Origin of the sequence: Pseudomonas sp. Z1-14 (genome assembly GCF_051132005.1) — a bacterium.
GTDB lineage: Bacteria > Pseudomonadota > Gammaproteobacteria > Pseudomonadales > Pseudomonadaceae > Aquipseudomonas.
The window spans coordinates 5,531,678-5,553,575 of sequence record NZ_CP071646.1 but is presented as its reverse complement, the minus strand read 5'-3'; the positions used below and the strand labels follow the sequence as shown (position 1 = coordinate 5,553,575).

Annotated in this window: 20 protein-coding genes; 12 read left to right on the top strand and 8 right to left on the bottom strand. The window is 61.0% G+C overall.

Going from position 1 to position 21,898, the window contains the following annotated elements; genetic code table 11:
- Positions 1 to 96 precede the first annotated feature (96 nt).
- From J3P89_RS25560 to J3P89_RS25550, 3 genes are all read left to right on the top strand, one after another.
- Positions 97 to 2,583, top strand: coding sequence for a circularly permuted type 2 ATP-grasp protein (locus J3P89_RS25560; RefSeq protein ID WP_434696028.1), 2,487 nt, complete (start codon positions 97 to 99; stop codon positions 2,581 to 2,583).
- Entirely contained in the window at positions 2,583 to 3,476 is an 894-nt protein-coding gene (locus J3P89_RS25555; protein WP_434696027.1) for a transglutaminase family protein, read from the top strand. The genes J3P89_RS25560 and J3P89_RS25555 overlap by 1 nt, the downstream gene beginning before the upstream one ends.
- Positions 3,477 to 3,609: 133 nt before the next feature.
- The gene (locus J3P89_RS25550; RefSeq protein WP_434626361.1) at positions 3,610 to 3,987 is read left to right on the top strand and encodes an NUDIX hydrolase; all 378 of its coding nucleotides are present in this window, start codon (positions 3,610 to 3,612) and stop codon (positions 3,985 to 3,987) included.
- Positions 3,988 to 4,060: 73 nt separating this feature from the next.
- Here the strand turns inward: J3P89_RS25550 and J3P89_RS25545 are convergent, their stop codons facing one another.
- Positions 4,061 to 4,246, bottom strand: coding sequence for a hypothetical protein (locus tag J3P89_RS25545; RefSeq protein ID WP_434569990.1), 186 nt, complete (start codon positions 4,244 to 4,246; stop codon positions 4,061 to 4,063).
- A gap of 68 nt (positions 4,247 to 4,314) precedes the next feature.
- Positions 4,315 to 4,902: a TIGR00730 family Rossman fold protein gene (locus J3P89_RS25540; RefSeq protein WP_434696026.1), complete on the bottom strand. Its 588-nt coding sequence runs from the start codon at positions 4,900 to 4,902 to the stop codon at positions 4,315 to 4,317.
- Between the two features lie 341 nt (positions 4,903 to 5,243).
- Here J3P89_RS25540 and azu point away from each other — a divergent pair, with 341 nt between their 5' ends.
- Complete coding sequence (azu, locus tag J3P89_RS25535) at positions 5,244 to 5,690, top strand: azurin (RefSeq protein ID WP_434696025.1); 447 nt, start codon at positions 5,244 to 5,246, stop codon at positions 5,688 to 5,690.
- 184 nt (positions 5,691 to 5,874) lie between these two features.
- Here azu and nadE read toward each other — a convergent pair whose 3' ends face one another.
- The 3 genes from nadE to J3P89_RS25520 all read right to left on the bottom strand — a co-directional run bounded on the left by nadE (position 5,875) and on the right by J3P89_RS25520 (position 9,061).
- Positions 5,875 to 6,702 (bottom strand): ammonia-dependent NAD(+) synthetase, encoded by an 828-nt coding sequence (gene nadE / locus J3P89_RS25530; RefSeq protein WP_434626359.1) that lies wholly within the window; start codon positions 6,700 to 6,702, stop codon positions 5,875 to 5,877.
- Between the two features lie 4 nt (positions 6,703 to 6,706).
- Complete coding sequence (gene pncB, locus J3P89_RS25525) at positions 6,707 to 7,933, bottom strand: nicotinate phosphoribosyltransferase (RefSeq protein WP_434696024.1); 1,227 nt, start codon at positions 7,931 to 7,933, stop codon at positions 6,707 to 6,709.
- Between the two features lie 219 nt (positions 7,934 to 8,152).
- Complete coding sequence (locus J3P89_RS25520) at positions 8,153 to 9,061, bottom strand: LysR family transcriptional regulator (protein WP_434696023.1); 909 nt, start codon at positions 9,059 to 9,061, stop codon at positions 8,153 to 8,155.
- A 189-nt stretch (positions 9,062 to 9,250) separates the two neighbouring features.
- Between J3P89_RS25520 and amaB the strand changes: the two genes are divergently transcribed.
- The 8 genes from amaB to J3P89_RS25480 all read left to right on the top strand — a co-directional run bounded on the left by amaB (position 9,251) and on the right by J3P89_RS25480 (position 19,254).
- Positions 9,251 to 10,741, top strand: coding sequence for an L-piperidine-6-carboxylate dehydrogenase (amaB, locus tag J3P89_RS25515; RefSeq protein ID WP_434673413.1), 1,491 nt, complete (start codon positions 9,251 to 9,253; stop codon positions 10,739 to 10,741).
- Positions 10,742 to 10,908: 167 nt separating this feature from the next.
- Positions 10,909 to 12,192 (top strand): L-pipecolate oxidase, encoded by a 1,284-nt coding sequence (gene amaA / locus J3P89_RS25510; protein WP_434696022.1) that lies wholly within the window; start codon positions 10,909 to 10,911, stop codon positions 12,190 to 12,192.
- 370 nt (positions 12,193 to 12,562) lie between these two features.
- Positions 12,563 to 13,699, top strand: a complete 1,137-nt coding sequence (locus J3P89_RS25505; RefSeq protein ID WP_434626354.1) for a branched-chain amino acid ABC transporter substrate-binding protein — start codon at positions 12,563 to 12,565, stop codon at positions 13,697 to 13,699.
- A 162-nt stretch (positions 13,700 to 13,861) separates the two neighbouring features.
- Positions 13,862 to 14,776, top strand: a complete 915-nt coding sequence (locus J3P89_RS25500; protein ID WP_039592565.1) for an ABC transporter permease subunit — start codon at positions 13,862 to 13,864, stop codon at positions 14,774 to 14,776.
- Positions 14,777 to 14,778: 2 nt separating this feature from the next.
- Positions 14,779 to 16,059, top strand: coding sequence for a high-affinity branched-chain amino acid ABC transporter permease LivM (livM, locus tag J3P89_RS25495; protein WP_434569983.1), 1,281 nt, complete (start codon positions 14,779 to 14,781; stop codon positions 16,057 to 16,059).
- A complete protein-coding gene (locus tag J3P89_RS25490; protein WP_434569982.1) occupies positions 16,056 to 16,928 on the top strand; it encodes an ABC transporter ATP-binding protein in 873 nt (290 codons plus the stop codon). The genes livM and J3P89_RS25490 overlap by 4 nt, the downstream gene beginning before the upstream one ends.
- On the top strand, positions 16,925 to 17,641 hold the full coding sequence (locus J3P89_RS25485) for an ABC transporter ATP-binding protein (protein ID WP_305497148.1): 717 nt from the start codon (positions 16,925 to 16,927) through the stop codon (positions 17,639 to 17,641). The genes J3P89_RS25490 and J3P89_RS25485 overlap by 4 nt, the downstream gene beginning before the upstream one ends.
- Positions 17,642 to 18,489: 848 nt before the next feature.
- The gene (locus J3P89_RS25480; RefSeq protein ID WP_434569981.1) at positions 18,490 to 19,254 is read left to right on the top strand and encodes an SDR family oxidoreductase; all 765 of its coding nucleotides are present in this window, start codon (positions 18,490 to 18,492) and stop codon (positions 19,252 to 19,254) included.
- A 60-nt stretch (positions 19,255 to 19,314) separates the two neighbouring features.
- Here J3P89_RS25480 and J3P89_RS25475 read toward each other — a convergent pair whose 3' ends face one another.
- The 3 genes from J3P89_RS25475 to ureG form a co-directional block, all read right to left on the bottom strand.
- Positions 19,315 to 20,448 (bottom strand): AGE family epimerase/isomerase, encoded by a 1,134-nt coding sequence (locus tag J3P89_RS25475; protein ID WP_434696021.1) that lies wholly within the window; start codon positions 20,446 to 20,448, stop codon positions 19,315 to 19,317.
- 227 nt (positions 20,449 to 20,675) lie between these two features.
- Complete coding sequence (locus tag J3P89_RS25470; protein ID WP_434696020.1) at positions 20,676 to 21,248, bottom strand: HupE/UreJ family protein; 573 nt, start codon at positions 21,246 to 21,248, stop codon at positions 20,676 to 20,678.
- Positions 21,249 to 21,278: 30 nt separating this feature from the next.
- Entirely contained in the window at positions 21,279 to 21,893 is a 615-nt protein-coding gene (gene ureG / locus J3P89_RS25465; RefSeq protein WP_434569978.1) for an urease accessory protein UreG, read from the bottom strand.
- Between the last annotated feature and the right edge of the window lie 5 nt (positions 21,894 to 21,898).

The following is a 21,898-nucleotide window of genomic DNA, read 5'->3' as shown; positions in this document are numbered from 1 at the left end:
CTGAGGCCTCTTGCCGGATTCAGCTCAAACATACCTATCCGGGTGTCATCTGCCTGCGCTAGTCTCACCTTTCATTGCCGTCCTGCCGAGCTTTCCATGCCTGACCTGCTTGACCGTTACCCGTTGACGACGGGCACCTATCACGAATTGCTGGATGACAGCGGTGCGGTGCGTGCGCATTGGCGGCGGCTGTTCGACCAATTGCAGCGCAGCACGCCGGCTCAGTTGATCCAGCGCCAGGCATTGCTCGCCCGGCAGATCCAGGAAAATGGCGTCACCTATAACGTCTATGCAGACCCCAAGGGAGCTGATCGGCCTTGGGAGCTGGACCTGCTGCCCCATGTCATCGACGCTCGGGAATGGACGCAACTGTCGGCCGGCATTGCCCAGCGGGCACGCTTGCTCAATGCCGTTCTGGCCGACCTGTACGGGCCGCAGCGGTTGATCAGCGAGGGGCTGTTGCCGGCAGAGCTGGTGTTCGGGCACAACAATTTCCTTTGGCCCTGCCAGGGCATCACGCCGCCAGACGGCAACTTCCTGCACTTGTATGCCGTGGATCTGGCGCGCGCGCCCGACGGCCGCTGGTGGGTGACTGCGGATCGGACCCAGGCGCCCTCGGGCGCCGGTTATGCGTTGGAAAATCGCACGATCGTGTCGCGAGCCTTTCCCGACCTTTATCGCGACCTCAAGGTGCAACACCTGTCCGGTTTCTTCCGCACGTTGCAAGAAACCCTGGCGCGACAGGCTCCCAGCAACGGCGAGCCGCCGCTGGTGGTACTGCTGACGCCCGGTCGGTTCAACGAAAGCTACTTCGAACACCTCTACCTGGCGCGGCAACTCGGCTATCCGCTGGTGGAAGGCGGCGACCTGACCGTCCGCGACGCCACGGTCTATCTGAAGACGCTTAGCGGGCTGCGTCGGGTGCACGCGATCATGCGTCGGCTCGATGATGATTTCTGCGACCCGCTGGAGTTGCGCACCGATTCGGCCCTGGGCGTGCCCGGATTGCTGGAGGCGGTGCGTCAGGGGCGGGTGCTGGTGGCCAATGCCCTGGGTAGCGGAGTCCTGGAGTCTCCCGGGCTCTTGGGATTCCTGCCGAAAATAAGTCAGTTTCTTTTCGGTGAAGAGCTGATGCTGCCCTCCATCGCCACCTGGTGGTGCGGAGAGCCGCCGGTGCTGGCCCAGGCCCTGGAGAAACTGCCGCAGTTGTTGATCAAGCCGGCGTTTCCGTCCCAGAGCTTCACGCCGGTATTCGGTCGTGACCTGGACGAAGACCAGCGCGCTCGATTGGCCGCACGCATGCAGGCGCGGCCCTATGCCTATGTTGCTCAGGAACTGGCGCAACTGTCCCAGGCGCCGGTATGGCAGGCCGAAGACGGCCAGATCCAGCCTCGAGCCATTGGCATGCGGGTTTATGCGGTGTCCGGCAAAGACGATTATCGAGTGCTGCCGGGAGGCCTGACCCGCGTGGCCGCCGAGGCTGATGCCGAAGTGGTGTCGATGCAGCGCGGAGGCGCCAGCAAGGACACCTGGGTACTTGGCGAGCAGGCGCCCGGCGGTGAGCAATGGAAGGCCCAGCGAACCGTGGGCGTGCATGATCTGGTGCGCCGCGATCCCTATCTGCCGTCTCGTGTGGTGGAAAACCTGTTCTGGTTTGGCCGCTACTGCGAACGTTGCGACGACAGCGCCCGTCTGCTGCGGATCATGCTGGCGCGCTATGTCGATGGCGATGATCCGCAGGCCTTGCAATCGGCGGTCGCCCTGGGCGAGAGCCTGATGTTGTTGCCGGAGGAGGGCGAGTTGCCCGAGCGCCTGCTGGCGGCCATGCTCGGGGATGACTGGTCGTTCAGCCTGCGCTCCAATCTGCAGCGCTTGCAGTGGGCGGCCTCCCAGGTCCGTGGCAAGCTGTCCCGGGAGAACTGGCAGGCACTGGTGGAACTGCAACGCGAAGCCGTGGAACTGGAAACCAGCGAGCCGGACTTCGGTGAGTTGCTGGATTTTCTCAATCGACTGGTGATGTCCCTGGCCGCGTTGTCCGGGTTCGCCCTGGACGACATGACCCGCGACGAGGGCTGGCGTTTCCTGATGATCGGCCGGCGCCTGGAGCGTCTGCAATTTCTCAGCAGCAGCCTGGCGGCATTCCTGCGCGGCGAGGCGGTTTTCGATCAGGCCGGGCTGGAATGGTTGCTGGAGTTGGGCAATAGCAGCATCACCTACCGTTCGCGATACCTGGCGGTGGCGCAGCTGATCCCGGTGCTCGATCTTCTGTTGCTGGACGAACAGAACCCTCACGCAGTGCTCTTCCAGTTGAAACTGGTGGCGCGCACCGTCAAGCGTCTGAACGACGATTTTGGCGCGCCGAGAGAAACCGCCCTGCCGGAACTGGTGGCGCGACTGTCGCGCTTTGACCTGCGCTGCCTGGAGAGTCTTTTGTTTGGCGAAGCCAGCCTGCGCGCGGCGCTCGACGGGCTGGCCGATCTGCTGCAGGAAGTCGCCGATGTCAGCGGGCAGGTGTCCGATCGCCTGGCCTTGCGCCATTTCGCCCATGTTGACGACGTCAGCCAGCGCACGGTATCCGTCTGATGAATGCCCGTTACCAGATACTTCACGACACCCACTATCATTACGACAGCCCGGTGTCCCTCGCCCAGCAACTGGCGCATCTATGGCCGCGGCCCTGTGAATGGCAGCGCTGTACCGAACGACAACTGACCATCAGCCCGGAGCCCACGACCCGTCGCGATGAAGAGGATGTGTTCGGCAATCCGCTGACCCGCCTGGCCTTCGAGCGGCCCCATGATGAGCTGCTGGTCAATGCCCGCCTGAGCGTCGAGGTGCTGGCGCGCCCGCCACTGGATTTCGGTTCATCGCCCGCCTGGGAATCCACTCGTCATGCATTGACCTACAGCGGCCGGCCGCTGACGGCGCAGTTGCTGGATGCATGCCGCTATCGTTTCGAGTCACCCTATGTGCACCTCAAGCGCAGCTTCGTCGAGTTTTCCGAAAGTTGTTTCCCGGTTGGTCGTCCGTTGATGCTCGGCGTCCAGGCGCTGATGGAAAAAATCTTCGAGGAGTTCACTTTCGACGCGGAGGCCACCCAGGTCGCGACACCGCTGGTGGAAGTGCTGGAGCGACGCCGGGGCGTCTGCCAGGATTTTGCCCACCTGATGCTGGCCTGCGTACGTTCTCGCGGATTGGCGGCGCGTTACGTCAGCGGCTATCTGTTGACCCAGCCACCCCCCGGCCAGGCTCGATTGATTGGTGCCGATGCGTCTCACGCCTGGATTTCGGTGTTTTGCCCGGTGCTGGGATGGGTGGATTTCGATCCGACCAACAACGTGCAACCGTCCCTGGAGCACATCACCCTGGCCTGGGGCCGGGACTTTTCCGATGTGTCGCCTTTGCGCGGGGTGATCCTGGGGGGCGGTACCCATGACCCGGAGGTACGGGTGACGGTGATGCCGTTGGAGTCGTGAGTGCAGTGGGACCAATGTGGGAGCGAGCTTGCTCGCGATAGCGCAGGTTCAGTCAGCCTTGATTTGACTGATACACCGCTATCGCGAGCAAGCTCGCTCCCACAGGGTATGTATTGAATTGAGAGGAAAATGCATGTTCCCGGTTTCCATCAAAGGCGTACTGCAATCTCCCGACGGCCTGGTCGTGCTGATGCTCAACGAGCGTGACGAATGGGAGCTGCCCGGTGGGCGGATCGAGCTGGGCGAAACGCCGCCGCAGTGCCTGGCACGGGAAATCGCCGAGGAGCTGGCGGTCGAGGTCAGCGTGGGCGAACCGCTGGATTCGTATCTGTTCGAGGTGATTCCCGGCAAACACGTGTTCATCTCCACTTACCGCTGCCAGTTGCTGGGCGGTTTCGTGCCGACGATCAGTCATGAGCACAAGGAGATCGGGCTGTTCGAGCCAAGCCAGTTGCCAGCGAACATGCCGGCTGGTTATCGCTTGTCGATTATCAACGCGCTGGGGTTGTGAGGGCCGGCAGCGAGGCTGCCGGCCTTGGACACAAAACCGTGGGGCCGGATCGGATCATCGGGCCCTGGAGGAGTCAGGCGTCGGGGGCCTGGTCTTTCGGTGCATCTGCATCATCGTCTGCCGCCACTTCACCTTCAGCATCGGGGTTCAGTGCTGCTTCATCGGCGGTGGCTTTCTTGCGCTGGAGCTTTTCCTCTTTCTTCTGCTCCTTGGCTAGGTCTCTCTGACGTTTGGCGAAGGAATAATTGGGTTTGGCCATGGGCGATCCTCTGGGGTCGAAGGTGAGGTTGAGCGGCGCGTATTCTGCCCTGTATCGGGGTCGAGCCGTTAGCTGGGTTTTTGCTCGGCCCATTTCGGCGGCACCGAGGGTTGCCATTCATCCAGCGCATCGAGCAGGTCATGGGCCGAGTCGCTCACTTGCAGCATGTCACGATGCGGCGCCCGGACGAAGCCTTCACCGACGATGTGATCGAGAAAACCGGTGAGTTTGCTGTAGAAACCGTTCACTTCCAGCAGCCCCAGCGGTTTAGCGTGGTAGCCGAGCTGGCCCCAGGTCCACACTTCGAAAAGTTCTTCCAGGGTGCCGAGGCCGCCGGGAAGGGCGATGAAGGCGTCGCTGAGTTCAGCCATGCGGGCCTTGCGCGCATGCATGCCGTCCACCACTTCCAGGCGTGTCAGGCCGCTGTGGCCGATTTCCTTGTCTTTCAGGCTTTGCGGGATGATGCCAATCACTTCGCCGCCAGCCGCGAGGGCTGCATCGGCGACGATTCCCATCAGGCCGACCGCGCCGCCGCCGTAGACCAGGGTCAGTTTTCGCTCCGCCAGTGCCTGCCCCAGGGCCTGAGCCGCTTCGCGATAGGCGGGATGGCTGCCGGCGCTGGCGCCGCAAAATACACAAACAGACGCTATGGACATGCTTTACTCCGTGATCGCTAACTGGTCCAGAGTAAAGCCTGCCCCTTGTCGCGCAAAGAATTAAACCTCGCGCCGGGGTTTTTCGTAGGTGCCGCTGGCGCCGCAGGCGTAGGCGGCGAGCAGGCTGCATAACAGGCTGTTGAGGTTCATGACGGTTGCTCCAGAGAGGTGATGGAGCCGATCGTAACGGGCGAGTCATACTTGTGGCTGGTTGATTCTGTCCATCAGGCTGATAGTCTTAAGTTGTATACAATCTTTGACACAGGTCATAGGAACTTGCTGGAAAATCAGGCAGTCTTCCCTTTGACGGATTTTTGTTAACCATGCTTTGGAGATTCATGATGTTCGCCAAACTTGTAGCAGTATCCCTGTTGACGCTGGCCAGCAGCCAACTGATGGCAGCGGAATGCAAGACCACCATCGATTCCACCGATCAGATGTCCTTCAGTACCAAGGCCATCGAAATCGACAAGAGCTGCAAGACCTTCACCGTTGAGCTGACTCATTCCGGCAACCTGCCAAAAAACGTCATGGGTCATAACTGGGTGCTGAGCAAAGAGGCTGACATGCAGCCGATCGCCACCGACGGTCTGGCCGCTGGCATTGACAAGGATTACCTGAAGGAAGGTGATGCTCGCATCATCGCCCACACCAAAATCATCGGCGCCAAGGAAACCGACTCGGTGACCTTTGATGTTTCGAAATTGAGTGCTTCCGAGAAGTACGGTTTCTTCTGCTCGTTCCCGGGCCACATCTCGATGATGAAAGGCACGGTTACCCTGAAATAATCAATTTCAGACACAAAAAAAGAGCGCCCCAAGCAGGGCGCTTTTTTTATACCTGGTAAATACCCGACCCCTGTGGGAGCGAGCCTGCTCGCGAAGGCGGTGTGTCAGCCAGCATTGATGTAGCTGATGCGACGCCTTCGCGAGCAGGCTCGCTCCCACAGGTGATATCAGACCACCGCGGTGATCACGGAGCGTACGGCATCACTCGCTTGTGCTCGGTCTTGCGGTAGGTTTCGCAAATGATCCTGGCCGCCTCTTCGCGAATCGGTTGGCCATGCAGGAAGGCGTCGATCTCGCCGTAGGTCACACCATGGGCGGCTTCATCCGGCTTGCCCGGCGACAGGTCTTCCAGATCAGCGGTGGGGACTTTTTCCACCAGCGACTCCGGCGCGCCGAAATCCCGGGCGATGGCCCGGACCTGGTTTTTCACCAGGCCGCTCAGCGGGGCCAGGTCACAGGCGCCGTCACCGAACTTGGTGAAGAAACCCATGACCGCTTCGGCCGCGTGATCGGTGCCGATCACCAGACCTTGCTCCGCGCCGGCGATGGTGTATTGCGCCACCATGCGCATCCGCGCCTTGGTATTGCCCAACACGAAATCCCGCGAACCCGGCGCCTTGCCTTCGAATGCCAGGACTTCCTTCGCCAATGCCTTGACCGCCGGACCGATGTTGACGGTATGGCGCTCGTCCGGCTCGATGAAATCGACGCAGGCCTGGGCTTCGTGCTCATCGAACTGGGTTTCGTACGGCAGGCGCACGGCGATGAACCGGTACGCCGAATTGCCGGTTTTTTCCCGCAGCTCGCGCACGGCACGTTGGGCCAGCAGGCCGGCGGTCAACGAGTCGACCCCACCGCTGATTCCCAGCACCAGGCTCTTGAGACCCGAGTTGACGAGGCAGTCCTGAATGAAGCTCACCCGGCGCGCAATTTCGGCCTTGAGGGCGGCGTCATCGGCGAACGGTGGCTGGACCTTGAGCTGTTCAGCAATCTCACGCTGTACGGCTTGCATGAATTCACTCCTTGCTTGATGTGCCGGAAAGGGCGGCAGGTACTTGGAAAACATGTCGCATATAGGCGACGAAATTCGGGTCCTTGCAGTGGGTCTTGCCGGGCTCGTCTGAAATCTTGGCCACGGGTTGCCCGTCACAGCTGATCATTTTAAGCACGATGCTCATCGGCTCCACACCTGGAATGTCGCAGGTCAGGTTGGTCCCGATACCGAAGCTCACATTAATGCGACCACGCAAGGCGCGGAAAATATCCAGGCATTTGGGCAATGTCAGGCTGTCGGAGAACACCAGGGTCTTGCTCATCGGGTCGATGCCCAGTTTGTAGTAGTGGGCAATGGCCTTTTCAGCCCAGATGACCGGATCCCCCGAATCATGGCGCAAACCGTCGAACAGCTTGGCAAAGAACAGATCGAAGTCCTTGAGGAACGCATCCATGGTGATGCAGTCGGTCAGCGCGATGCCCAGCAGGCCTCGGTATTCACGAACCCAGCAATCGAGCGCGGCGATCTGGCTGTCGATCAGTCGCGGACCCAGCTGCTGGTGGGCCATGATCCATTCGTGGGCCATGGTGCCCAAGGGCTTCATGTCCAGCTCTCGGGACAGGTGCACATTGCTGGTGCCGACGAAGCGGCCGGGGAAGTCGTGCTTGAGCACGTTCACCACTTCTTCCTGGACACGGTAGGAAAACCGGCGGCGAGTACCGAAGTCGGCCACTTGCAGTTCGGACAATTCGTCGGCACTGGCGTTGGCCGTCAGCCAGTCGAACTTGCGATAAAGCTGCTCTCGCGCCTGTTCCAGGACGACTTCACGGTAGCGATAACGGTTGCGCACCTCGCTGACGATGGCCAGCAGCGGTACTTCGAACAGGATGACGTGCAGCCAGGGCCCGCGCAGACGGATAAACAGCTCGCCGTTATCGATGCCGGTGTGCACATAGCGCAGGTTGAAGCGAAACAAGCCCAGGAAGCGCAGGAAATCCGGCTTGAGGAAGCTGATGCGCTCGAGGAAACCCAGCTGGTCGGCGCTCAGGCTCAACTCGGCGAGGCGTTCGATCTGGAAACGAATTTCCGCGAGGTAAGGGCGCAGGTCTTCGCTGTTGCGGCAACGAAACTCCCATTCCACTTCGACGTTGGGGTAGTTGTGCAGCACCGCCTGCATCATCGTCAGCTTGTAGAAGTCGGTGTCGAGCAGGTTCTGCACGATGCGATCGGCAAACACGCTCTCGCTCATAATGGGAATCTCCAGACGGGTGCTGCGGCGTGCGGCAGACGTGTTGAAAGGTCTAGTGGCGCATAACACAGGTGGATATTGCCAGTGTTTTTTTGGTCGCGAAGCTCTCTGTGGCGAGGGGATTTATCCCCGCTGGGCTGCGCAGCAGTCCTAAAAAGATGGGGACGCTACGCGTCCAGCGGGGATAAATCCCCTCGCCACAAGGTTACATCGCAGTTGCTAGGGGGCTGTGCCAGTACCTTCGATCTGCTCCAGCATCCATTCCACGAACAACCGCACCTTGGGCACTTCCGCCGAATGTTCCGGGTACGCCAGGTAGTAGGCATTGGTACTGGGCATCGGATGTTGCCAAGGGATGACCAGCTTGCCGTCAGCCAGTTCTTCCTCCACCAGGAAGCTTGGCAGCAGGGCCACGCCACAGCCAACCTGGGCGGCGCGGATGCACATGTAAAACGTCTCGAAGCGTGGCCCGTGATAGCTGTGTTCGGTGTGATAACCCTGATGGTCGAACCAGTCATGCCATGCCTGGGGCCGGGAGGCGTTCTGCAGCAGCACCAGCCCGGTCAGTTGCGTGGGGTCGGTAAAAGGCTCGTCCGGCAAGCTGCCGGGGGCGCAGACCGGCACCAGTTCTTCGCCGAACAGCTTCAGGGATTCGGTGCCCGGCCGTGATCCCTGGCCAAAATAGAACGCCAGGTCACTGCGTCCCTGCTGCAGATCGTCGGCCTCCTGCTCGCTGCACAGGTCCAGATGAATGCTGGGATGGCGCAGGCGCCAGCCCTTGAGTCGCGGGACCAGCCAGCGGGCGCCGAAGGTCGGAGGCGTAGAGACTCGCAGGACTTCGGTGTCGCCACCGTAGGAACGCAGATAATGGGTCGACATCTCTACCTGGGAAAGGATTTTTCGCACCTCCCCCAGATACAGATCCCCGGCGGGCGTCAGCTGCAAGCGTCGGCGAACGCGGCGAAACAGCAGGTGTTGCAGCAACTCTTCAAGCTGCGCGACCTGTTTGCTGACGGCGCTCTGGGTCAGGTTCAATTCTTCGGCGGCGCGGGTGAAGCTCAGGTGACGGGTCACCGCTTCGAAGCACTGCAGCGCGGTGATAGACGGCAAATAGCGCTTATTGAGCATGATGGAGCCTTATTGTTGTCGCTCTGCTTTTGTGCTGAAGAGTCTGCTTGAGTGGCAGCATGAATAAACGGAATGATATCTCGCTTAAAGGTCGTTTGTTGGCAAGTCTCGGGCCAGCTACAACTACAGGTCTGATCAGCCGTGATTGCCCGGCTGCCACATCTTTGTCTTTCGCATGAGGAATTACCCATGGTTGCTGCATTGCTTGATCGTCTGGGCGTCAACCCGGCCCTGTACCAGAACGGCAAACAGCCCGTGCATTCGCCCATCGACGGCAGTCGCATCGGCGCGGTGAACTGGGAAGGCGCCGCCGAAGTCGAGCAACAGGTCAGCCGTGCCGAACATGCCTTCGATTTGTGGCGCAAGGTGCCGGCGCCCCGTCGCGGCGAGCTGGTGCGTCAGTTTGGCGACCTGCTGCGTGAATACAAGGCCGACCTCGGCGAACTGGTGTCGTGGGAAGCCGGCAAGATCACCCAGGAAGGCCTGGGTGAAGTGCAGGAGATGATCGACATCTGTGATTTCGCCGTCGGTCTGTCCCGCCAGTTGTATGGCCTGACCATCGCCTCCGAGCGACCGGGCCATCACATGCGGGAAACCTGGCACCCGCTGGGGGTGGTCGGGGTGATCAGCGCCTTCAACTTCCCGGTGGCGGTGTGGGCCTGGAACACCACGCTGGCCCTGGTGTGCGGCAATTCGGTGATCTGGAAACCGTCGGAGAAAACCCCGCTGACCGCCCTGGCCTGCCAGGCATTGTTCGAGCGCGTACTGGAGAATTTCAGTGATGCGCCGCCGTACCTGAGCCAAGTGATCATCGGTGGCCGCGATGCCGGCGAAGCCTTGGTGGATGACCCGCGCGTGGCGTTGATCAGCGCCACCGGCAGCACCCGGATGGGGCGCGAAGTCGCACCGAAAGTCGCGGCGCGTTTTGCCCGCAGCATCCTCGAACTGGGTGGCAACAACGCCATGATCCTGGCCCCGAGCGCCGACCTGGACATGGCAGTGCGGGCGATCCTGTTCAGCGCCGTCGGCACCGCCGGCCAGCGCTGCACCACCCTGCGCCGTTTGATCGCCCATGAATCGGTGAAGGAGGAGATCGTCACCCGCCTCAAGGCCGCCTACTCGAAAGTGCGCATCGGTCATCCGCTGGAAGGCAACCTGGTAGGGCCGCTGATCGACAAGCAGAGCTTCGACAACATGCAGGATGCGCTGGAGCAGGCCCTCAGCGAAGGCGGCCGGGTGTTTGGTGGCAAGCGCCAGCTCGAAGAGCAGTTCCCGAACGCCTACTACGTTTCGCCGGCCATCGTCGAAATGCCGGAGCAAAGCGACGTGGTGCGTCACGAAACGTTCGCGCCGATCCTCTACGTGGTCGGTTACAAGGATTTTGCTGAAGCACTGGATTTGAACAATTCCGTGCCCCAAGGCCTGTCGTCGTGCATCTTCACCACTGATGTGCGTGAGGCCGAGCAGTTCATGTCGGCGGTGGGCAGCGATTGCGGCATCGCCAACGTCAACATCGGCCCGAGCGGCGCGGAGATCGGCGGTGCCTTTGGTGGCGAAAAGGAAACCGGCGGCGGTCGCGAGTCCGGCTCCGATGCATGGCGCGGCTATATGCGTCGTCAGACCAATACTGTGAATTATTCGCTGGAACTGCCTTTGGCCCAGGGGATTACTTTCGACTGAGAACCGGTCAGCGAAAGCTCTCTGTGGAAATAGTCCCCTGTGGGAGCGAGCCTGCTTGCGAAAGCGCCGGATCAGCCAATATGAAGGTTGGCAGATGAACCGCTTCGCGAGCAGGCTCGCTCCCACATTGAATTCTGTGTTTGTTAGGTTTCTGTTGGAGTCTGGCAATGCCGTTACGCGAAGAATGTCTGTGGGAAAAGCTGACGCCACAACGGCCCGAAAACACCGTGCTCACAGGCGAGGTGACGGTGGATGTCTGCGTCATCGGCGCCGGTTTCACCGGTCTGTCAGCGGCGGTGCACTTGCTCGAGCAGGGCAAACGCGTGGCAGTGCTGGAAGCCCATCGGGCCGGACATGGCGGATCGGGGCGTAACGTCGGGCTGGTGAACGCCGGCCTGTGGATCCCGCCGGATGATATCGAGGCCGGTTTTGGCGAGGCGGTGGGCAGCCAGCTCAACCGCATGCTCGGGGCCGCGCCGGCCTTGGTGTTCAGCCTCGTCGACAAATACAACATCGATTGCCAGCTGCGCCGCGAAGGCACCCTGCATATGGCCCACAACGCCCGGGGCGAGGCGGACCTGCGCAGCCGCGAAGAACAATGGAAACGCCGTGGCGCGCCGGTGGAACTGCTGACCGGCCAAGCCTGTGCCGAGGCTACCGGCACCGACAGGATCGCCGCGGCATTGCTCGATCGCCGCGCCGGCACGCTCAACCCGATGGCCTACACCAGCGGGCTGGCCAAGGCGGCCAAGGACCTTGGCGGCGAATTGTTCGACCATTCGCCGGTCACGCGCCTGGAACGCCAGGGCCAGCGCTGGTCAGTGCAGACCGCCCAGGGCTCGGTGCTGGCCGAACAAGTCGTGATCGCGTCCAACGCCTATACCGAAGGCGACTGGACCGAATTGCGGCGCAATTTCTTTCCCGGATATTACTATCAGGTCGCTTCGGTCCCACTGACCGACGCGGCCGCCCACCGCATTCTGCCGGGTGGGCAAGGTTCCTGGGATACTCGCCAGGTATTGAGCAGCATCCGCCGGGACAAGGACGGTCGCTTGCTGCTCGGCAGCCTGGGCAATGGCAACCGTAAGCCAACCTGGTTTCTCAAGGCCTGGGCGGACCGCGTCCAGCAGCATTATTTCCCTTACCTCAAGCCTGTGGAGTGGGAGTGCACCTGGACCGGTTGCATTGCGTTCACGCCCGATCATCTGATGCGCCTGTTCGAGCCGGCGCCAGGCCTGGTGGCAGTCACCGGCTACAACGGTCGAGGCGTGACCACCGGCACCGTGGTCGGCAAGGCATTCGCCGACTATCTGTGCCACGGCGATGCCAAGGCAATGCCGATCCCTTTCGCGCCCATGCAACCCTTGGCCGGCGTGGGCCTGCGCAGTTGCCTGTATGAGGCGGGCTTTTCCCTGTATCACGCGGGCCAGTGCCTGCGGATCGTCATCTGATTGTTGAAAAGTGTTACGAGCAGCGGCGTTTTTCAACACAGCGGCTAGCCTGTTATGGTGCGGGCTGTAGCAGCCGCGCACTGGTAGTGTGCAGTTAGGTGACGCAGGTTGTTACACAGTGGTTGCACGCCGTTTCGTATGGCGGTTGCAATGATGGCTCATGGAGGGTTTCACCTGCTTGTAAAAATGGTTGCACCTCGTCCGGTTTAGACGGTTGCACGCCCTGTGAAAAAGGGCCCGAAACAGTCGAAATAACAATAAAGCAGCGACTTTTTTAAGAATAAAAAACCGATGGCACGGCCCTTGCTCTTAGCTTTTCAGTGAAGTGAAGTCGCAGTGCCAACTAAAAAAAACCTTGGAGCACCACCTCATGTCCCAGACGTTTTACAAGAAAGGCTTTCTGGCCCTCGCAGTGGCAGCTGCGCTGGGTGTTTCTGCGTTTGCCCAGGCTGATGTGAAATTTGGTGTGGCGGGGCCGATGACCGGCGCCAACGCCGCGTTTGGCGAGCAGTACATGAAAGGTGCGCAGGCCGCGGCCGATGTCATCAACAAGGCAGGTGGCGTCAATGGCGAGAAAATCGTCCTGGTCGCCGGTGACGATGCCTGCGAACCGAAGCAGGCCGTGGCCGTGGCCAACCGACTGGTTGACCAGGACAAAGTGATCGGCGTGGTCGGGCACTTCTGCTCGTCCAACACCATCCCGGCCTCCGAGGTCTATGACGAAGCAGGCATCATTGCCATCACCCCAGGCTCGACCAACCCGGCCGTTACCGAACGTGGCCTGAGCGCGATGTTCCGCATGTGTGGTCGTGACGACCAGCAAGGCATCGTGGCTGGCGACTACATCGTCGACGTGCTCAAGGGCAAGAAAGTCGTCGTCCTGCACGACAAGGACACCTACGGCCAAGGCCTGGCGGATGCTACCAAGGCACAACTGGCCAAGCGTGGTGTGACCCCTGTGTTGTACGAAGGCCTGACCCGTGGCGAAAAAGACTTCAGCGCCGTGGTGACCAAGATCCGTTCGGCCGGTGCCGACGTGGTCTACTTCGGCGGCCTGCACCCGGAAGCCGGCCCGCTGGTTCGCCAGCTGCGTGAGCAAGGCCTCAAGGACGTCAAGTTCATGTCCGACGATGGCATCGTCACCGATGAACTGGTCACTACCGCTGGTGGCGCGCAATACGTCGACGGCGTGTACATGACCTTCGGCGCCGACCCGCGCCTGCTGCCGGACAGCAAGGCCGTGGTGGACGCTTTCCGTGCCCAGGGCGTCGAGCCTGAGGGCTACACTCTGTACGCCTATGCCTCGGTGCAGGCACTGGCCGCCGGTTTCAATGGTGCCAAGTCCAACAAGGGCGAAGACGCCGCCAAGTGGCTGAAAGCCAACCCGGTGAAAACCGTCATGGGCGAAAAAGCCTGGGACACCAAAGGCGACCTGAAAGTCTCCGACTACGTGGTCTACCAGTGGGACAAGGATGGCAAATACCACCAGTTGGAAAAACAGAAGTAAGGGCTGAAGCGACCGTCCAGGCCCTTCTGGAAGCCGGCCAAGCTCCGGTTTCCAGAAGGTGCGCGCTGGTCGCGCCTGACATTGCTCCGACGTAAATCTGTATTTTCCTTAGAAGAACCGCACACCTTGGGTGTGCAGGTTCTCACTGCGTGAGATTGCGTTATGGATGGTATTTTCCTGCAGCAACTGATCAATGGCCTGACCCTCGGGTCGGTCTATGGTCTGATCGCCATCGGCTACACAATGGTCTATGGCATCATCGGCATGATCAACTTCGCCCACGGCGAGGTTTATATGATTTCCGCTTACCTCGCGGCAATCAGTCTGGCTCTGCTGGCTTACTTCGGTATCGAATCCTTTCCGCTGATGATCCTTGGCACTCTGGTGTTCACGATCGTGGTCACCGGGGTATACGGCTGGGTCATCGAACGCGTCGCCTACAAACCCCTGCGCAACTCCACCCGACTGGCACCGCTGATCAGCGCCATCGGCATCTCGCTGATCCTGCAGAACTACGCGCAGATCAGCCAGGGCGCCCGCCAACAGGGTGTGCCGACACTGCTCGAAGGCGCCATGCGCGTCGACATCGGTACCGGCTTCGTGCAGCTCACCTACACCAAGATATTCATCCTGATTGCCGCATTCGCCGGCATGGCGCTGCTGACCTACATCATCAAATACACCAAGCTCGGCCGCATGTGCCGTGCCACCCAGCAAGACCGCAAGATGGCCTCCATCCTTGGCATCAACACCGACCGGGTGATTTCCTACGTGTTCATCATCGGTGCGGCCATGGCGGCCCTGGCCGGTGTGCTGATTACCATGAACTACGGCACCTTCGACTTCTATGCCGGCTTCATCATCGGCATCAAGGCGTTCACCGCGGCGGTACTCGGCGGCATCGGCTCCCTGCCTGGGGCAATGCTCGGCGGGATCATCCTCGGGATCTCCGAGTCGCTGTTCGCCGGTCTGATCAACTCCGACTACAAAGACGTGTTCAGTTTCTCGCTGCTGGTGCTGATTCTGATTTTCCGTCCCCAAGGCCTGTTGGGTCGCCCACTCGTGGCGAAGGTATAAGTATGTCTGCTGCCAATAAACCGCTTGATATCAAAAAGAGCGTCATCGACGCGATCCTGGCCGGCCTGATCTCGCTGATCGTATTCGGGCCGATCGTCGGCGTAGTGCTCGACGGCTACAGCTTCAACCTGCAACCGGCCCGCGTCGGCTGGCTGGTGGCGATCGTGATGGTCGGGCGCTTTGCCCTGAGCCTGTTCCTGCAAACCCCGAAGGGGCTGAAGATCCTCCAGGGGTTCGAGAGCACTGGCTCCGGCGTGCATGTGCTGCCACCCGACTACAAATCGCGGCTGCGCTGGATCATCCCGGCCCTGATCGTGATTGCCATCGTGTTCCCGTTCTTCGCCAACAAGTACGTGCTTACCGTAGTCATCCTCGGGCTGATCTACGTGCTGCTGGGCCTGGGCCTGAATATTGTGGTGGGCCTGGCCGGGTTGCTCGATCTGGGTTACGTGGCGTTCTATGCCATCGGCGCCTACGGCCTGGCGCTGGGTTACCAATACCTGGGGCTGGGTTTCTGGACTGTGCTGCCGCTGGCGGCCATCGCAGCGGCGATGGCCGGGTGTATTTTAGGATTCCCCGTGTTGCGAATGCACGGTGACTACCTGGCCATCGTGACCCTGGGCTTCGGCGAGATCATCCGGCTGGTGCTGAACAACTGGTTGTCGTTCACTGGCGGGCCGAATGGCATGCCGGTTCCTGCACCAACCTTCCTGGGCCTGGAGTTCGGCAGGCGAGCGAAGGACGGCGGGGTGCCGTTCCATGAGTTCTTCGGCATCGACTACAACCCCAACATCAAATTCCTGTTCATCTACATCGTGTTGTTCATCACCGTATTGCTGGTGCTCTACGTCAAGCATCGCCTGACCCGCATGCCGGTCGGCCGCGCCTGGGAGGCCCTGCGCGAGGACGAAATCGCCTGTCGCTCCATGGGCTTGAACCATGTGCTGGTCAAGCTTTCTGCGTTCACCATCGGTGCTTCCACCGCTGGCCTGGCGGGAGTGTTTTTTGCCAGTTACCAGGGTTTCGTCAATCCGTCCTCTTTCACCTTCTTCGAGTCGGCGTTGATCCTGGCGATCGTCGTGCTGGGTGGCATGGGCTCGACGGTTGGCGTGGTGATCGCGGCATTCGTGCTCACCGTGGCGCCGGAGCTGCTGCGCAGTTTCTCGGAATACCGCGTGCTGCTATTCGGCGTACTGATGGTATTGATGATGATCTGGCGCCCACGCGGCCTGATCCGCATCAGCCGTACCGGTGTGACGCCGCGCAAGGGGGTAGCGCCATGAGCGAAGTCGTACTCAAAGTCGAAAACCTGATGATGCAGTTCGGTGGCATCAAGGCCCTCAGCGACGTCAGCCTGCAAGTCAAGCGCAACTCGATCTTCGCCCTGATCGGCCCCAACGGCGCGGGCAAGACCACGGTGTTCAACTGCCTGACCGGTTTCTACAAGGCTTCGGGCGGCAAGATCGAACTCAACGTGCGTGGCGAGCAGACCAACGTGATCAAGTTGTTGGGCGAAGCGTTCCGCCCGACGGACTTTGTCTCGCCAAAGTCTTTCGCCAGCCGGCTGTACTACAAGATGTTCGGCGGCACCCACCTGGTAAACCGCGCCGGCCTGGCGCGAACGTTCCAGAACATTCGCCTGTTCAAGGAAATGTCGGTGCTGGAGAACCTGCTGGTGGCCCAGCACATGTGGGTCAATCGCAGTCTGGTGGCGGGCATCCTAAATACCAAGGGGTATCGCCAGGCGGAAAGCGATGCCCTGGATCACGCTTTCTACTGGCTGGAAGTTGTGGATCTGGTGGACTGCGCCAACCGCCTGGCCGGTGAGCTTTCCTACGGCCAGCAGCGCCGCCTGGAAATCGCCCGGGCCATGTGCACGCGTCCGCAGATCATCTGCCTCGACGAACCGGCCGCTGGCCTCAACCCTCAGGAAACCGAAGCGCTGAGCGCGATGATCCGGCTGCTGCGCGACGAGCACGATCTGACCGTGGTGCTGATCGAACACGACATGGGCATGGTGATGAGTATTTCCGATCACATCGTAGTGCTGGATCACGGCAATGTGATTGCCGAGGGCGGTCCCGAGGCGATTCGCAACGATCCGAAGGTAATCGCGGCTTACCTGGGCGCCGATGAAGAGGAATTGGTATGAGTGGACCCATCCTCGAGCTCAAGGAACTGGACGTGTTCTACGGGCCGATCCAGGCCCTGAAGAAAGTCTCGATGCACATCGGCGAAGGCGAAACCGTGAGCCTGATCGGCTCCAACGGCGCCGGCAAGTCTACGCTGCTGATGTCGATCTTCGGCCAGCCGCGCGCTGCGGGTGGGCAGATCATCTACCAGGGCGTGGACATCACCCACAAGTCGTCGCACTACATCGCCTCCAACGGCATCGCTCAATCGCCGGAAGGGCGCCGGGTGTTCCCTGACATGACCGTTGAGGAAAACCTGCTGATGGGCACCATTCCTATCGGTGACAAATACGCCAGCGAAGACATGCAGCGCATGTTCGAGCTGTTCCCGCGGCTCAAGGAGCGCCGCAACCAGCGAGCCATGACCATGTCCGGCGGCGAGCAGCAAATGCTCGCCATCGCCCGGGCCTTGATGAGCCGGCCGAAGTTGTTGCTGCTCGACGAGCCGAGCCTGGGGCTGGCGCCGATCGTGGTGAAGCAGATCTTCGCCACCCTGCGGGAACTGGCGTCCACCGGCATGACTATCTTTCTGGTGGAGCAGAACGCCAACCATGCGCTCAAGCTGTCGGACCGGGCCTATGTGATGGTCAACGGAGAAATCCGCCTGACCGGCAGCGGCAAGGAACTGCTCGCCAACGAAGAGGTGCGCAACGCGTATCTTGGCGGGCATTGAGGCGGCAGCTGCAATGAAAAAAACCGGCGAGTGATTGCCGGTTTTTTTATCTCTACCCACATCACCGCGACCCCTGTGGGAGCGAGCCCGCTCGCGAATGCGGCGGATCAGTTGTCGCCCATGTATTTGACACGCCGCCTTCGCGAGCAGGCTCGCTCCCACAGGGGGATATATACAGTTTTCAGAATTGTGGACAACAATCTCGAAGCCCTGCGAAACCGCGACATAAAGTCGCCGCAAACAGTTGTTTTGTCACGGTTTTGACTTGTCCCCGTTTGCTGTGGAACTGGCTGTGGGTAACGTGGGTGTACTTGGCTGTAACCCTTTGATTACGTGGCTTTCAGCGTGGTGAGCGTTTTTTGATCAGGCGGTTTTGGTCATTCGTAACTGGCAGTTGTCAACAGTTTTCTGAGCGTCATTGGCGTTCGGAAAACGGTGAGCAAGCCTGTGGATAAGTCTGTGACTAAACTCTGGAAAGACCGCGCGGAGCAGCGTCGTTGCTGGCTTGGCGCCATCGTCTATCTGGCCTCGGCTTATAGCAGATAACTTCTGCTGCACAACCTCACTTGGTGGGTCAAGCGAAAAAAATTTCCAAATGTCCCGCAAAGCCTTATACACAGCGGCTTCCAGTGTTTGTACTTGCCCCCGATTATTGTGGACGTGCCTGTGGATAAGATGCGCGCAACCCTCTGCAGCCCTTGTTTGGCAAGGCCTGGGCTCGATTGGTTGTTTTATGAGCAGCCGTGCAGGCAAAAACGCGTCCTCAAGCCTTGCCCACGGCGTGTCAGGGCGGGCATGCTGTGGACCGATTTCCATTAATGGTTTGAAGCCCAAGCAAGGAGAACACGATGTCCGACACCCTGTTTATCACCGGCGCTACGTCCGGTTTTGGTGAAGCCTGTGCCCGTCGTTTTGCCGAGGCCGGTTGGAAACTGGTGCTGACCGGTCGTCGTGAAGAGCGCCTCAGCGCCCTCTGTGCCGAGTTATCGAAGCAGACCGAGGTCCATGGCCTGGTTCTGGACGTGCGTGATCGCAAGGCCATGGAAGAGGCCATCGCCAGCCTGCCGCCTTCGTTCGCCAAATTGCGCGGGCTGATCAATAACGCCGGCCTGGCCCTGGGCGTCGACCCGGCGCCCAAGTGCGACCTCGATGACTGGGACACCATGGTCGACACCAATGTGAAGGGCCTGATCTACAGCACCCGCCTGCTGTTGCCGCGGCTGATTGCCCATGGGCGCGGCGCCGGGATCGTCAACCTGGGCTCCATCGCCGGCAACTATCCGTATCCGGGCAGCCACGTGTATGGCGCGAGCAAGGCGTTCGTCAAACAGTTCTCGTTGAACCTGCGCTGTGACCTGCAAGGTACAGGCGTGCGGGTGAGCAATATCGAGCCGGGGCTGTGCGAGAGCGAGTTTTCCCTGGTGCGCTTCGGTGGTGACCAGGAGCGCTACAACGCGACTTACGCCGGCGCCGAGCCGATCCAGCCGCAGGACATCGCCGACACCATCTTCTGGGTGCTCAACACCCCGGCGCATATCAACATCAACAGCCTGGAGCTGATGCCGGTGAGCCAGACCTGGGCCGGCTTCGCCATCGAGCGCAACAAGGCCTGACGGGGTCTTCGAGATGAGCTTTTTGTGGTGTGGGAGTTGCTCCCTCACCACAAAGGTGTGTCAGGACAGATATTCGGCCAGCCCGCGATAGCAGGTCAGCAGGTGGTAGGGCGTAGTGGACGGCATGTCCCGGCGGCTGACATTGCCGTTGGCATCAAGGCATTCGTTCCAGCCCAGGGGATGTAGGAAATGTTGCTGCAACGCCCGTAATTGACGCAGCAAAATCCCTTCGCTTCCTGGGCGCAACGTAAGTGCCCGCAGGTATTCCGCCTGGGCCCAGATGCGTGGGGTTGCATCGCGCGGAGCCGTCTGCGGCTCCAGGGCCAGCATGGCGCAAACGCCAGCGGTATCCGGATCGACGCCTTGTTGTTCGGTATCGCCGAAGCTGCGTTCCAAGGCCAGGTGCAGTTTGCCGTCACGCAACAAGGGCGATGAGGCCAGCAGGAAATACCACTCGAACTGATGCCCCGGCTCGAACCAGTTATCCACAGCCTTGAGCGGTTTCTCCATCATGACTTGTCGTTGCGGATCAACGAAGCACTTGAACATCCCCTCGCACAGGCTCAGCAACGCTTGGCGAACAGCGGCATCGTCGCGAACCGCAAGGGTCGCGAGAAAAGCTTCTGCCAGATGCATCAACGGGTTCTGCAGCGGGCCGGTCTCGGCTGTCGACCAGTCGCGGCCGAGGCTGGCTTCGTAGAGACCGTCGCCAGTGGCGAAGCGTCGCGCGATGATTTCCAGGGCCGCGTTGAGCACCGACTCCACCAGCGGTTCGCGAACCTTGCCCCAGTAATGGGCGCAGGCGAACAGGATGAAGGCGTGGGTGTACAGATCCTTGCCGGTATCCAGCGGTATCCCCTGCGGGTCGATGCTGTAGAACCAGCCGCCATGTTCGGCATCGTGGAAGTGCCGTTGCAGCGAGCGAAACAGCGCGGCGGCCCGCTCCTCGGCCTGCGGCACTTCGCCGATCAGGCTGGCGAACACATACAACTGCCGCGCACAGGCCATGGCGCGATAACGCTGGGGCGGCAGCGGCTTGTGCTGGGTATCCAGGGACTCGTAGGGCAACGCCAGCTCGGCATTCCAGCCCGAACCTTGCCACATCGGCACGATTACATCGTGAAACTGCTGATGCACCGTGGCGAACAGCGTGGTCAATTCGGGTAGAAGGGCGGAGCGGGAGGCTTCAGGCATTGGCGGACGTCGTCACGGCGGGGGCGTTTGCGCGACATGGTAGCAGAGTGACCGACTCTAGATAGATGGCGCCTGTAAGTCCGTCATCGCGAGCAAGCTCGCTCCCACAAGGGCCGGTGCACACCGATCAAACTGTGGGGGCAGGCTCCAACACAGGAGGCGGGGTACACCGATCAAACTGTGGGAGCGAGCTTGCTCGCGATGAGGCCCGTGCGGGCGACAGAGATTCAGCTGGCCAACAACCAGACCCCAGCCGCCGCCGAAGCAGCCCCGGCCAACCTGATCACCGGCGCCGCCGCGCGTGGCAACACACGAACCAGCGCAAAGCCCGCGCCGTGCAGCGCCGCCGTCGCGGCGACGAACCCCACCGCATAGGCCCACGGACTCGACATGTCCGGCAGCTCCAAGCCATGGGCGACGCCATGGAATAGCGCAAATATCGCGGTCGCACCGACTGCCAGGCTTAGCGGCGGACGCACCGCCAACGCCACCGCCAGGCCCAGGGCCAGCACCGAGGCGGCGATGCCGCTTTCCAACGCCGGTAGATTCAGGCCTTCGAAGCCCAGCAAACCACCGAGCAGCATCGTCCCGACGAAAGTGCATGGCAGTGCCCAGCGCGCGGCGCCTTGTTGTTGGGCCGCCCACAAGCCGACCGCCAACATCGCGAGCAGATGGTCGAGCCCGCCGATGGGGTGGCCCAGGCCGGCGATCAGGCCGTTATCGCCGTGACCGGGATGGGCGAAGGCCAGAGCTGGGGTCAGCAGCAAGGCGAGGGTTCCGAGGATACGTTTGAATGTCATGGATAAGCTTCCTTGTTCGAATGGGGAAAGTCACGCCGCGCTCAGCAGGCCCTGACGCTCGATGAAGGCGATGATGTCGTCCAGGCCCTGGCCAGTCTTCTGGTTGCTGAACACGAAGGGCTTGCCGTTGCGCATCCGCTGGGTATCGCTGTTCATCATTTCCAGGGAGGCACCCACCAATGGCGCCAGGTCAATCTTGTTGATCACCAGCAGGTCGGATTTGCAGATGCCCGGCCCGCCCTTGCGCGGCAGCTTGTCGCCAGCCGATACGTCGATCACGTAAATGGTCAGGTCCGATAGCTCGGGGCTGAAGGTCGCGGACAGGTTGTCGCCACCGGACTCGACCAGGATCAGGTCGAGGCCCGGGAAGCGCCGGTTCAACTGGTCCACGGCTTCAAGGTTGATCGAGGCGTCTTCGCGAATCGCCGTGTGCGGGCACCCACCGGTTTCCACGCCGATGATCCGCTCCGGCGCCAGGGCTTCGTTGCGCACCAGGAAATCAGCGTCTTCACGGGTGTAGATATCGTTGGTGACCACGGCCAGGTTGTAGCGCTCGCGCAAGGCCAGGCAGAGAGCCAGGGTCAGTGCGGTCTTGCCGGAGCCTACCGGGCCGCCAATACCGACGCGCAAAGGTTGTGTATTCATGTGTC